Origin of the sequence: Trabulsiella odontotermitis, from assembly GCF_001297775.1 — a bacterium.
GTDB lineage: Bacteria > Pseudomonadota > Gammaproteobacteria > Enterobacterales > Enterobacteriaceae > Trabulsiella > Trabulsiella odontotermitis.
Map to the genome: position 1 here is coordinate 207897 of NZ_LIFX01000005.1, position 13477 is coordinate 221373.

Consider the following 13477-nt stretch of genomic DNA (forward strand, 5'->3'; position numbering starts at 1 on the left):
GTGCCAGTTCCCTGGAATCGGGCTTTTTGAAGAATAAACGAGGCTGTTTATGCGATGTCTGTCACAAAATCCTGGGGTTCTGTTTTATATTTCGTGAACGAAAACGTTTGGCTTTTTTCGGCTGAAACTTCGTTTCTTGAATAGTTACGGAAATAAAATCGGCAAAAACTATAAATTCCGCCAAATTGATAAAAACGGCGGGAAGATTCTCATATTGATATGAAAATGTGATGCTTCTTCCATATTTTTATCAACGAATGATAAAGAAGGGGCATCTTTATCAATATTGCCTGGCGCTAAGTTAGTATCATGGAATCATAAAAATACAATTATCGCACTTCTATAAATATCAGTGAGTTATTGATATTAAAGGTTACGCTATGATGCCCTCAAACACATTATCAGTTCTAATGCAGATCCAGCCCACGATCCAGCGCTTTGCCCGCATGCTTTCCAGTGTATTACAACTGGACGTCGAGATTGTCGACGAAGCGCTGTGCCGTGTTGCCGGTACCGGCGCATACGGCAAATCGATCGGGCGCAAGCTGAATGCGGATTCGCGTTTACTTCGTTATGTTCTTGAAACGAAGAAAGAAAAAGTGGTGACGCACTCGCGGTTTGATCCGCTTTGCGAAGGGTGTGTCAATAAAGATAACTGTAAAGAGAAAGCGTTTCTCGGCACGCCAGTGATTTATCAGGACACCTGCGTCGGGGTGATTAGTCTCATCGCCGTGACCCATGAGCAACAGGAACGTATTACTGATAATCTTCATGCGTTTTCTGATTATGTTCGTCATGTTTCGTCAATATTTGTATCACGACTTCTTGATGACCAAAGCGGCAACGATAATATCCGTAAAGTATTTCTCACCATGATTGAAAATATGGATCAGGGTGTGCTGGTGGTCGGCCAGGATAATCAGGTGAAAATGGTCAATCAGGCGGCATTAAAGGTGCTTGGCGTTACGCAGGCGAATATTCTCGGTAAAAATGTCCATTTTCGCCCGCTGACCTTTGAACGTAATTTTACCAGCGGCCATATGCAGCATGTGGTGTCATTTGATGATAATAGCGAGCTGATTATTGGTCAGCTGCATTCCATTCAGGATCAGCAGCTGTTTTTAATGGCCTTTCATCAGTCACACTCCTCATCCACGCTGGCGCCGGTGCAGGACGAACCGCAGATTGAACATCTGGTCGGTGAATGCCGCCCGATGCGGATCCTGAAAAACCTGATTAGTCGCATCGCCCCCAGCCCCTCCAGCGTGCTGATCGTCGGCGAAAGCGGAACCGGGAAAGAGGTGGTGGCGAGAGCCATTCATAAGCTGAGCGACCGTAAATCAAAACCCTTTATCGCCATCAACTGCGCCGCCATCCCGGAACAACTGCTGGAAAGCGAATTGTTTGGCTACGTGAAAGGCGCGTTTACCGGCGCTTCAGCGAACGGTAAAACCGGCCTGGTGCAGGCCGCCAACCACGGCACGCTGTTTCTCGATGAAATCGGCGATATGCCGCTCACCTTGCAGGCCAAACTGCTGCGCGCCATCGAAGCACGCGAGATCCAGCCCGTAGGTTCCAGTAACCCGGTATCGGTGGATATCCGTATTATTTCCGCCACCAATCAGAACCTTGAGCAATTCATTGCCGACGGTAAATTCCGTGAAGATCTCTACTATCGTCTGAACGTCATTCCTTTGCGGCTGCCACCGCTGCGTGAGCGGCAGGAAGATATCGAACTGCTGATCCACTATTTCCTCCATCTGCACACCCGGCGGCTGGATCTGGTTTACCCCGGTATTGCGCCGGAAGTGATTGCGCTGCTCAAGCGGTATCGCTGGCCGGGCAACCTGCGTGAGCTGAGCAATCTGATTGAGTATCTGGTGAACGTGGTGCCGTCCGGTGAGGTTATCGATCTCTCCTTCCTGCCGCCAAACCTGGTGAACAGCGGCAGGCTGCCCGAGCAGGAGACGGCAAGCGTGACGGTGCTCTACAACCAGAAAGAGGAAGAGGGCGTGACGCCGCTGGAAGAGATGGAAAAACAGATGATCCGCGAGGCGTTATCCCGCTACAGCAATAAAAAACAGGCGGCGGATGAGCTGGGGATCGGCATCGCCACACTGTATCGCAAAATAAAGAAGTACGAGCTAATGAGCGCCTGAGGATCGGGCAGGTGTGCGGTTTGCACCTGCCCGGTTTTCGTTATTGCTCTTCTTCACAGGCCTGAACGGTCTCAACAATCATTTGATAGCCGGTGCAGCGGCACAGATTTCCCGCCAGCCCGCGGCGAATTTCCTGCACCGTGAAGGGTTTGACGTGAGGTTTTGCCAGCAGCGCGGTGGTCGCCATCACCAGCCCTGGCGTGCAAAAACCGCACTGCACGGCGCCAGATTGCGTGAATGCTTCCTGCACCCGCGACAGTTTCCCGCCCACGGCTTCCCCCTCCAGCGTGCGGATCTGCTTACCGTCAATCCATGCCGCCAGATAGAGACAACTGTCTACCGCAATGCCGTCAACCAGTACGGTACAGGCGCCACACTCACCGACGCAGCAGCCCTGTTTGACGCTGAGCAGCCCATGCGAACGCAGCAATTCTGACAGCGGCGTCGCCGGAGACAACGTGAACTGATACGGCGCGCCGTTAATGGCACATTCCACGGTCACCCATGATGCATGATTCATAATACGCCTCCCGCGTGGGCCACCGCGTCGCTTATCACGCGCTGTGCCATGGTTTTGATCAGGTGTAAACGGAAATCTTTTGCTGCGCGCCACGACGAACGCGGAGAGACATCCTGTAACAGCGCTTCGCAGACTGCGCTCAGTGTTTGCGCATTGACGGGCGCATTCTGTGCGGCGAGTTCAGCCTGTTCGCAGCGGATCGGCGTCGGCGCGGCGACGCCAAAGGCCAGCCGCAGTTCGCGGAAAACGCCGTCGGCAATGTGGCACCAGGCCGCGCAGCCAATCGTGGCGATGTCCATCGCATCGCGCATCGCGTATTTAAAATGGGCGCTGCCGGTGCCCGTCGTGGGTTGCGCCGGAAAATGAAAGGCGACGGCGATCTCGCCTGGCGACAACGCCACTTTGCCCGGACCGGTGTGGAAGCCGCGCACCGGGGTAAAGCGTGTCCCCTGGGTTGAGATAATCTCCAGCGAGGCATTGTAGATAAGCGATGGTGTGGCGGAATCCGCGCTGGTGGCGCCGTTACAGATGTTGCCGCCGTAGGTCGCGACATTACGGATTTGCGGCCCGGCAATCGACGTGGCCGCAGCCGCCAGCGCTGGCAGGTACTGCTGGATCAGCGGGCTTTCAATCAGTTCGGTAAAGGTTGTCCCGGAGCCAATGCGGATGTCGCCGTGGTCGTTGCGGGTAATGCCGCGCAGTTCATCCAGCCCGTGAATGTCGACCACGTGGCGGTATTTGTCGTTCAGATGGTGAAGCTGAATAAGTACATCCGTGCCGCCTGCGATGAGCCGGGCTTCCGGATGCCCGGCGGCGAGGGTAACGGCATCCTGCAGGTTCGCGGCGCGGTGGTACGTTTCGATATCAAACATAGCGATTATCCCTCAATCAATCCGGCCTGACGAAACGCGGTAAACAGGCGTTTCGGCGTGAGTGGCAGGGTGTTGATCCCGACACCCGTCGCCATCAGCACCGCGTTACGTATGGCGGCGGCAACGGAAATCAGCGGCGGCTCGCCCAGCGATTTATGCCCGTAGGCGGACTGCGGTTCGCAGCTGTCGACAAAGGCGCTTTCCAGCGTCGGCAGATCCATCATGGTGGGCATTTTGTAATCCAGCAGATTCGGATTGCGCACCAGACCACTGGTTTCGTCGATGATCATCTCTTCAAACACCGACCAGCCAATCCCCATCCCCATGCCGCCATGCACCTGACCTTCCGCCAGCAATGGATTGAGAATGCGGCCCGAATCATGGACGTTAAGAATGCGGTTGATGGTGATTTTGCACAGCGCCACGTCCACCGTGAGATCGACAAACGTACAGCCGAACGCGGGCGGGTTGGTGATCGTTTTAACAGACGCTTCCGCCGTGAGCTGCGCGCCGCGTTCCGGGTGATAGAACGCGTCCATCGCCACTTCTGCAACGGAAATCAGCGCCATCTCCGGGCGTTCGGTCATCGCAATCATGCCGTGGCGCAGTGTCAGGCTCAGCGCCGACTGGTGCAGCATCTCCGCGGCATGAAGAATGATTTTCTCCCGCAACTGGCGTGCGGCCTCGCGCAACGCCGGGGCGGCGACATAGCTCTGGCGGGAGCCAAAGGCGCCAGGGTCAAACGGCGTTACGTCGGTGTCCTGCACGGAAATCACGCGCACCTGGTTGACCGGAACACCCACGGTTTCCGCCACCATCTGGCTGAAAACGGTGTCGGCGCCCTGGCCGATTTCCGTCGCACCGCTCTGCACGTGAATAAACCCGTCCTGATTCAGCAGCACCCTCGCCCCGGCAATTTCCACGCCTACCGGCCAGGTGTTGGAGCCATAGCTGAAACAGGCGACGCCCACACCGCGCCGCAGATTGCCGTGCTGCGCAGCGCATTCGGCACGTCGTTTATCCCACTCAAACAACTCGCGGCCTTTGCGCAGGCATTCCGGCAGCCCGGCGCTGTAGATGGTTTTCTTATTGACCGGGTTAATATCGCCTTCCTGTGCGGCATTGCGCAGACGAATATCAAGCGGATCGAGTTTCAGTGCGGTGGCAGCATCATCAAGCAGTGATTCCAGCGCGAAAATGAGCTGTGGCGCGCCGTAGCCACGCATCGCTCCGGCAGTCGGCAGGTTGGTGTAGCAGGTGGTGGCGCGATAGCCAAAGGCGCTGCGCGGGTAGAGATAGCTGATTTTATTGCCGCCTGCCGCGGCGATGGAGTGGCCGTGCGAGGCGTAGGCGCCGGTGTTAGAGAGCACGTCCATGCAATAGCCTTTCAGCGTACCGTCACGCTCAATGCCCAGTTGTGCATCAATGGTAAACGCGTGGCGGGTGCGGGTCGCCATAAAGCACTCTTCACGGCTGAGCGACACTTTGACCGGAATGCCGCCGAGCCGGGAAGTCAGGAACGCCGCCATCGGCTCTTCCAGCACATCCTGCTTGTTGCCAAAGCCACCGCCGACATAGGGTTTGATGACGCGGATCGCTGACCACGACATGCCCAGCGCCTGAGCGACAATGCGTCGCACGAGATGCGGGATTTGCGTACTGGAGACGATGGTGATGCGCTGATCTTCTTCCATCCACGCAAAACTGGTGACGCCTTCCATATGGCAGTGTTGCACGACGGGCGTCTGAAAATGGTTCTGAAACTGGTATTCCGCAGAGGTAATCGCGCGTTGTGGATCACCAGCACTGATCTCGCTCGATTTCAGCACGTTGCCGCCGTCGTGGATCTCGACCGCACCCTCGGCCATTGCCGCTTCTGGCGTGGTGATCACCGGCAACTCTTCCCACTCCACTTTCACCTTATGCGCGGCGCGCTCGGCTGTCAGTTCGTCGCGGGCCACCACAATGGCGACAGCATCGCCGTGATGGCGCACGTGGCGAGTTAACAGATAACGATCGGCGATATCCCGTTTTTCAGGATCTAACGTCCAGGCGTGGCCTGCCGTCGGGAAAGGCAGCTCAGGGACGTCTTCCCAGGTGAACACCGCCAGCACGCCGGGCAGGGCGCGAGCTTCGGTGCTGTCTATCTGGCTTGCGTAGCCATGGGCGATGGGACTGCGAACATACTTTGCGTAACACATCCCTGCCATGACGTAATCATCTGTGTATCGTGCGCGTCCGGTCACTTTCGCGATGGCGTCCACACGCAGACACGACTCGCCGATGGCAGTGGCTTCCCGCTCATCCATAATATTCCCCTTGTGATCTTTTAAGCATCTAGGAAAGAGGCAAGAAGTACGCCAGAAACGTGAGAACGTGTGGATGAGACGTCAATTTGTGATGCGCTTAAAAAATGTCCGGCCAAAGAGGGGGAGAAGGCGGAAAACAGCAGTGTGGTGAATATCATATTGAGCATTCGTAAACTCATTATGATAGAAAAAGCAGCCCCTGCGGGCTGCCTGAGAAACGGGCTATACCAGTGATTTGATGATGCTCAGCAACTTCGCCACATCTTCCGGGCGTGTATTGCCGGTGTTTGGATCAATGATAGAACTGTAAACATGCGGCATCGCCTGCGCGATCCCCGTCTCCAGACAGGTTTGCAGAATAATGCCAAAATTATCAAGGTCGATGCCGCCCGTCGGCTCGATCAGCGTCATGCCATTGTTCACCGCCGCTTCCGTCAGCGCTTTCAGTTCCGGCAACGATTTTTCGCCCCCCATCGGGAAAAATTTCGCCGCATGAGCGCCCATATCCACCATCATGCGCACGGCGGTATCGCAGGAGACGCGCGCCGGATTTCCCTGGCTGCTGCTGACGCCAGTGGAAATAATCACCTCGCCAGGCACGCCGGTAGGGCTTACCAGCGCGTTGATCCGCGTGGTGATGCCGCCAGTGGCGGCCAGTGCGCCCGCGGCAAACCCGCATCCGGTAAAGGTCTGGTTGACGTGTGCCGGATGGACACGGGCGGCAATCATCGCCGCTTTATAAAACTGCGCCGGATCGCCCGCGCCCAGTCCGACAGAAATGGACGGGATGGCATCCATCCAGCGTTGTACGTCGTGAATACCGTCCTCAGGGGTGGCAAACTGCGCCGAAAGGACGCCGATCACCGCATGACCTTCCGCGGCGTCATAGATTTCCCGGGCGTTGGCAATATCTTTTGCCAGCACATTGATCGCCACACGCTGACGATAAAAATTAATGTGTTGCATGTTGAGCAATCTCCTTCAGCCGCGTGACGATAATGTCCATTTCGCCTGGCGCGAGCGTGCGTGGGTCGATGCTGAAAACCCCTTCATGCAGGAAATAACGGCGGGTATAAATCGCAATCTCGCCTTCCCGCAGTTGCGCTTCGACCGCGCGGGCATCCAGCCCGAGTTCGCTTTGCGAGATACGGATGCGGACACGCCAGATCGCACGTCCGGCTTCGTCCTGTTCGATATCCGCCTGCATGCCGCGCAGGGCGGAAATCGCCTCCGCGACGGGGCGCAGTTGTGCTTCGGTGGGGCCTTGCGGCGTCAGATGATAACGGTCGAGGGCGAACAGCAGCCCGACCATATTCTCCTTGCCGATTTTCATGGCACGGGCAATGCCGTGATGCTGCGCTTTACAGGCGTCGATCCACCGTTGTTTGCCGGTGATAAACCCGGAGGTCGGCGCGTTAAACGCTTTTGCTCCGCTGTAAATCACCATGTCGGCGCCGCTGGCGACCCAGTGACGTAAATCCTCTTCGGCGGCGGCATCGACGATCAGCGGCAGGTTATGTGCACGCGCGACCTGCACGAAATCATTGATGGTCAGCATCCCTTTCTGCACGCAGTGGTGTGATTTCACAAACAGCAGCGCGGCGGTGCGCTCGCTGACGGCACGTTCCAGTTGCCAGCGGGCGGCAAGATTGCTGGCGCCGACTTCCACCACGCGTCCGCCGCCGAGGCGGATGGCGCTGGTGATCGGCGCGCCATAATCCACGTTATGGCCCCGCAGCATCAGGATTTCGTTCGCCAGACCGCTGCTGTCCGGCATTTGCGCCACGCGGTCAGGTTCGCCCTGGGTAATGGCGGCAGCGACAGCGATTGCGATACCGGCAGAGGCGCAGGAGGTGACGTAGCTGTCTTCTGCGCCGGTGTGGCGGGAGACTCGTTCTCCCGCACAATCCACCAGTTTGTCGATTTCCACGAACGCGCCCGCGGCTTCGGCGGTGGCCTGCATCACCCCGGACGCCACACTGGAGACGCCGAGGATCGTCATTTTACCGCAGGCGTTAATCACCCGTTTCAGCCCCAGTTGCTGGTAGATGTTCTGGCTCATGGCTTACAACACTCCCAGCAGCGAGCAGGCGACGCTTATCGCCACAATCGACAGCAGGATCGTGGTGTAACGCGGTCCTTTTTTCACCAGATAGAAGTAGATGGCAAACACCGCCGCCAGCGGCAGCAGACCGGGGGCGATGGAGTCGAGGATCTGCTGAACCACCACTTCCGAGCCTTTCAGGGCGCTGATTTTCAGCGGCGTGGTGATCTTCACGTAGCTTGCCGACAGTGCGCCCATCATGATGAGGCCGAGCACGTTCGCGCCGTAGATAAGCTCTTTTATCCTCCCGCCCTGTAACAGCCCGACGATGGAGTCGCGCCCCAGCGTGTAGCCTTTGTGGATCAATCCGTAGCTAATCGCCAGCGTCACTGCCGGGTAGAGGATCAGCGGCGCGATCCCGCCAAAAGCGCTACCGCTGGCGGCAAACGGAATGAAGATGGCGATCAGCAACGGCATTACTGCCGCCCAGACGATCGAGTCGCCCATCCCGGCCAGCGGTCCCATCAGACCGGTTTTGATCCCGGTGATCGACGCATCGCTGATTGGCTCGCCACGGGTTTTTTGCTCTTCCATGGCGATGGAGATCCCCTGGATCACCGCCCCGAAGGTCTGTTCCGAGTTGAAAAAGTTCAGGTGGCGTTTGAGGGCTTCAACCTGTTCCTCTTTTTGCGGATAGAGTTTCTTGATAATCGGCGTCATCGAGGCGCAGAAAATCAGGCTCTGCAAACGTTCATAGGAGTTGGACACTTCCGCCCCCAGCCAGTAAATAAACCAGGCTTTGGTGATGTCCGCTTTCGTCAGCGCGTGGCTTTCGCGCGCACGCTCAACAAGTTCATGCTGCATTACGTCGCTGCTCATCATGCTGCTCCTTCATTTTTCGCCAGGCCTTTAATCAGGAAAGCCACGCAGGTGCCGAAAATCGCCATCGCCATGATGTCTACCTTGAGGTAGAGCACCGCGAAGAATCCGCCGATAAACCACGGCAGCAGGCTGCGTTTACCGATAACCATGATGGTGATCGCGAAGCCCAGCGCTGGCAGGATCCCGCCCATGATTTCAAACGAGTGGGTGAGCCACTGCGGCATCAGTTTGAGGAATTTCTCGACCACGCTCTGGCCGTAATAGTTGGCGGCGAACACCACCGGGAAGCGCAGTACCAGCCCCAGCAGCGCCGGGTAGATAAAGGCGCAGCGCATGATCCCCGCCATGTTGGCGGTTTCGGCATGCTTGTCCGCCATGTGTACCCAGGCGGCGTTCAGCGTGCGGCGAAGCTGATCGAGGAACACGCCAATCACGCCGAACGGGATCGCCAGCGCAATCGCCATGTTGGGCTCCATGCCCGCCTGAACAGCAATCGGAATGGAGATACAGGCCGCCAGCGCCGGGTCGGAAGGCACGTTACCGCCAGGCGTTGACGTGACCCCGAGGTAAACCAGCTGCATCCCGGCGCCAATGATCATCGCAGTCTGCATATTGCCGAGCAGCAGACCGACAAACACCGCCACCACCACTGGCTGGAGAAGCATCGCTGAGAAGGTGTAGCCCAGGCGTAAACGGGCGAACCAGTAATACAACCCCATCAGGCTCGCAAAAAGCAAAGTGTCCATAATATTCTCTCATTTTAGAGGGTTAGAATTTTTTCAGAATATCGTCCAGCGACTGCGGTTTATCTTCCGGGATCGTCTGGAAAAACACCTGAATTCCACGACTTTTCAAATCTTTGAGAATGCCCACGTCTTTCTCATCCAGGGTGATGTTCTGGAAGACGGCTTTGCGGTTTGGCCCGCCGCCCAGTCCGCCCACCTGAATGGTGCCGACGTCAAAACCGTTCTGTACTACCTGTTGAATCGCGGCCAGTGACGGGAACAGCACCAGCACGTTGCCATCACCCAGCCGGTTTTCTTTCCACGTTGCCGCGAAACTGTCGTTGCCATAGCAATCCACTTTGATGTTCGGCGGTGCCGCCATCAGGTAGATGTTCTTCATAAACGGATCGGCATCCAGTTCATCGCTGACCACCACAATGCGGTTCGCCTGAGACTGGCCGACCCACTTTGTGACCACCTGACCGTGGATGAGGCGGCTGTCGATACGGCATAAGACGATGTTTGCCATAATGTTTTCCTTGTTGTGGTGTTTAGGGTTGTTGTAATTGACGAACATGGGCGACGACATCGCGACAGCTGCTGCGCCCGGCATCCACCAGCGCTGCGACGCAATCGGATAACCGTCCGTGCTCGCGCTTGTCGAGCGCTTCCAGCAACAGCGTGGCGTTAAGCCCGGAGATCACCGCCACCGGATAATCCGCACTCAGCCGTGCCGCCACGTTGGAGGTGGTGCCACCAATAAAATCAGTCAGGATCAGCGAGCCTTCGGGCAGCGTTTTCACGACCGCTTCAACGCGCTGGTAATACTCCCCCAGCGTGTCGACCGGCATCAGCGCAACCTCCTTCACGCCTTCGATTTCGCCCATCACCATGCGCAGACTGTTGCATAGCTGTTGCCCCCAGCCGCCATGCGTCAGCAGCAGAATTTGGGACAGGGACGGAGTGGATGTAGTGGGTGTCAAAATGGCCTCCTGGCACGGTTTCGTTTACACCCGTGGTAAGAGCAAGCGTTGTGCCAGAGTTAGTGTCACGCAGGGAAAGGGAAGGGGATAAAAACCGGGCGGCAGGGCGCTACCCGGCGGTATGACAGTGATTTAACCGAACAACAGTTCGTAAATATAAACGTACTCCGCATCAGAAAGGCGGATGGCATAGGCCTCTTCCACCGGCTGAAACGCCGATTTGATGCCACTAAACGCCCGCGCGTCCATCCCGGGCTTCATTTCCAGCGCCATCTGTAACGGTTTGCGGTTAATGACGATACGCTCAACCATGCAACAGCAGTGGATCAGGAAACGTAGTGTCACCTGACGGCTCGGTTTGATGGCAAGCGTGGTGCGTAACTGGCTCAGCACGCCTTCCATCTCTTTCAGAATGCGCTGCGGGTTGAGCACCGAAATATGGTTGATGATGCTCTCCATGGTCAGCGCGCTGATAAAGCGCGACGCGCTGCGCTCCATTTCAAGACGACGCTCGGCGCTGGACAGATCCGGCGTCAGCAGGCTCAGCACCAGTTCCGGCCCCTGTTCGGAGAACAGCTCTTCCAGCGAAATAAACGGGATATCCGGCAGGCCTGGCTGAAAGGTGCCGACGATCCCCGCCAGCCGTTCGTGCGGGTTCAGCGCCTGCTGTACGCGTTCCGGGCTGCGCACCTCGTTGTAGTCGAGGATCACCATTCGCGTATCCTGCGACATCAGCTCGCCGAAACTCTCCTCCAGCACTTTCTTGATTTTCTCGGCAGTGCCCATGCCGGTAATGCAGGAGACCACCAGCACGTTGCCGACGTTTTCCTGCTGCGGCGTACAGAGCTGGCACGGAATGCCTTTGTTCTGCATCAGCTCGTTCAGTTGTGGCAAGTCGCGGGTTTCGTAGTTCAGATCGAGGCCGATCTCCAGCAGGCTGGTCAGGCTGATGTTGGGCATCAGCAGTACGTCTATCTGGAACAGTTTGCTGATGGTACTGCCAAAATGCACCAGCGACCCGATATCAACCATCAGGATCAGCCGCTGCCAGCCGCGGGCGCGGATCATCTGCGTCAGTTTTTCCAGTGTGTCATGTACCGACTGCTCGAAGGGCATGTCGATGGCACTGAACAGTTCGCGCTCCAGCACGCGGTTGGCGTACTGCGCCATGCTGGTGGCGGTCGTCGCGCCGTGGGCTATCAGGATAGCGCCACAGTCCGGGCTGTCGCTGATGCGCTGGCGATAATGACGGCACTCTTTCAGGAACAGGCACAGCCAGACCACTTCCGTCGCCGGGCACTGAATATGCAGCAGCTCATTGATCTTGCGGCACAGCAGGGTCGCATTTTCATATTCGTCCTTGCAGCGATCAAGAATCAGGCTCGAGGAGTAAAGCTGAGGGATCAGCCCGCGCTGGACGTAACCGATCAGCGCCAGAAAGTGTTTTCGCAACGGATTAACCAGGTTTTCCGGCAGGGCAAAGCCCAGCACCTGCTCAACACAGCCGATCAGCAGTGTCACGCGTTCTTCAAATTGATCGCCATAGCGCGGCGGATTGGTGCCGCTGTCACGGCTGTAGAGGCCGTATTCAAAAATCGAACTCAGCTTGTTTTTCAGGATCGCCAGCGTCTCGGCGGGCGGCACGTTGCTGTTGCGCAGATTGACGTATTCACGGGTCAGGAAGCTGTAAAACAGATCGCTTTCCTGCGGATCGCTTCCCGGCGAGAGCGAACTTTTCAGTTGCGGCAGCGTGCGGGCGTCGATGTGCAGTTGCGCGCGGCCACTGAACAGCGCATCCACCAGCAGCCGTTGTTCCGGCGTGGCATTAAACGGCGTGTCGACCAGTTTTTTATCAAGCCACAGGATGTCGCTGTGCGTCGCCATTTCCGAGGCCCACGCCTGCGCGCAGAGAAACTGAATGTCGCTTTTGAGCTGGCCGATATTGCCTTCCAGCGGCTTATTGAGCAGCCACAGCAACAGCGTTTTATCGATGCCAATCGTGCGTTCGATCTTGCGGCTTTCCCGTTGCAGAAAACCGACGATCAGCTCCACCTGCTCTTCCACGGAGCGCTCGCGAATGCCGGGCAGATCAATACTGACCTGCAACCGGCGCTGGAAGGTGCGCAGCAGCGATGAATTCACCGGTTCGGTGGTGGCGCAAATCAGGCGTAAGGAGATCTTACGGGCGCTGGCGCTGGAGCCCAGCGGGCGATACTCGCCTTTATCCAGCAGGGAGAAGAGTTTTTCCTGGCCTTCATACGGCAGGCGATGGACTTCATCGAGCAGCAGATAGCCGCCGTCCGCCTGTTCGACTAACCCGGTTTTATCGTTGGTGGCGCCGGTAAACGCCCCCTGACGATGACCAAAGAGATGCGAGGAGAGCAGTTCCGGGTTATTGGCGTACTCGGCGCAGTTGAAATAGACCAGCGGTGGCAGGTTACCGGTGGTGTGCTCGCAAGCGTAACGGTGCATCAGTTCGGCGAAAAACGTTTTGCCGACACCGGACGGCCCGGTGAGCAGTACGTGCAGCCCCTGCGGGTAGAGCACGGCGGCTTTGCCTTTTTCGACGGCATCGCGCAGGCTGCGGTCGTGGCCGACCAGCGCAGTGAAGGGATCGTCATCCTGTTCGTCAGAGGGCGGCAGCAGCGCTGACACTGACGGCAGTTCCCGTTCCGTTGCGGATAACCCTCTGCCGAGCACATCTTCCAGCGCCTGGCGATGCAAAAAGAACACCGGGCGACCACGGGTTTTCACCGCCAGCCCGTCATTGCACAGCTGGTTAAGATCTTTACTGACCGAGTTGCGCGCCAGCCCGAGGTTAAACCCGATGCTTTCCGCCGTGAATGCCACCTCCTGTTGCAAATCACTGACGTCCAGGGTGCGCGTAAGCCGCTCCAGTTCCCGCAACACTACTTCAATACGTCTCATCGCTTTACCGGTTTGAATTGTTGAATAATTCAGAACATACACCAAATGGCCGTCG

11 protein-coding genes are annotated in these 13477 nt (G+C 57.2%); 1 reads left to right on the top strand and 10 read right to left on the bottom strand.

Going from position 1 to position 13477, the window contains the following annotated elements; translation table 11 throughout:
- Window positions 1–380: 380 nt before the first annotated feature.
- The gene (locus AOY23_RS08355; RefSeq protein WP_054178919.1) at window positions 381–2159 is read left to right on the top strand and encodes a sigma-54 interaction domain-containing protein; all 1779 of its coding nucleotides are present in this window, start codon (window positions 381–383) and stop codon (window positions 2157–2159) included.
- Window positions 2160–2199: 40 nt separating this feature from the next.
- Here the strand turns inward: AOY23_RS08355 and xdhC are convergent, their stop codons facing one another.
- The 10 genes from xdhC to dagR all read right to left on the bottom strand — a co-directional run bounded on the left by xdhC (window position 2200) and on the right by dagR (window position 13422).
- Window positions 2200–2679, bottom strand: coding sequence for a xanthine dehydrogenase iron sulfur-binding subunit XdhC (xdhC, locus tag AOY23_RS08360; RefSeq protein ID WP_054178918.1), 480 nt, complete (start codon window positions 2677–2679; stop codon window positions 2200–2202).
- Window positions 2676–3551: a xanthine dehydrogenase FAD-binding subunit XdhB gene (gene xdhB, locus AOY23_RS08365; RefSeq protein ID WP_054178917.1), complete on the bottom strand. Its 876-nt coding sequence runs from the start codon at window positions 3549–3551 to the stop codon at window positions 2676–2678. Before xdhB ends, xdhC begins: the two co-directional genes overlap by 4 nt.
- 5 nt (window positions 3552–3556) lie before the next feature.
- Entirely contained in the window at window positions 3557–5860 is a 2304-nt protein-coding gene (gene xdhA / locus AOY23_RS08370; protein WP_054178916.1) for a xanthine dehydrogenase molybdenum-binding subunit XdhA, read from the bottom strand.
- Window positions 5861–6082: 222 nt separating this feature from the next.
- A complete protein-coding gene (gene dagF, locus AOY23_RS08375) occupies window positions 6083–6826 on the bottom strand; it encodes a 2-dehydro-3-deoxy-phosphogluconate aldolase (protein ID WP_054178915.1) in 744 nt (247 codons plus the stop codon).
- Window positions 6813–7922: a D-glucosaminate-6-phosphate ammonia lyase gene (gene dgaE, locus AOY23_RS08380; protein ID WP_054178914.1), complete on the bottom strand. Its 1110-nt coding sequence runs from the start codon at window positions 7920–7922 to the stop codon at window positions 6813–6815. The genes dagF and dgaE overlap by 14 nt, the downstream gene beginning before the upstream one ends.
- Window positions 7923–7925: 3 nt before the next feature.
- Window positions 7926–8786 carry a PTS system mannose/fructose/sorbose family transporter subunit IID gene (locus AOY23_RS08385; protein ID WP_161804017.1) on the bottom strand — a complete coding sequence of 287 codons (861 nt, stop codon included), beginning with the start codon at window positions 8784–8786 and terminating at the stop codon, window positions 7926–7928.
- A complete protein-coding gene (locus AOY23_RS08390) occupies window positions 8783–9532 on the bottom strand; it encodes a PTS mannose/fructose/sorbose/N-acetylgalactosamine transporter subunit IIC (protein ID WP_038162668.1) in 750 nt (249 codons plus the stop codon). The genes AOY23_RS08385 and AOY23_RS08390 overlap by 4 nt, the downstream gene beginning before the upstream one ends.
- Window positions 9533–9554: 22 nt before the next feature.
- Entirely contained in the window at window positions 9555–10040 is a 486-nt protein-coding gene (locus AOY23_RS08395; RefSeq protein WP_038162670.1) for a PTS sugar transporter subunit IIB, read from the bottom strand.
- 22 nt (window positions 10041–10062) lie between these two features.
- Window positions 10063–10467, bottom strand: coding sequence for a PTS sugar transporter subunit IIA (locus tag AOY23_RS08400; protein WP_152958499.1), 405 nt, complete (start codon window positions 10465–10467; stop codon window positions 10063–10065).
- A 159-nt stretch (window positions 10468–10626) separates the two neighbouring features.
- Window positions 10627–13422 (bottom strand): transcriptional regulator DagR, encoded by a 2796-nt coding sequence (gene dagR / locus AOY23_RS08405; protein WP_054178912.1) that lies wholly within the window; start codon window positions 13420–13422, stop codon window positions 10627–10629.
- Window positions 13423–13477 lie beyond the last annotated feature (55 nt).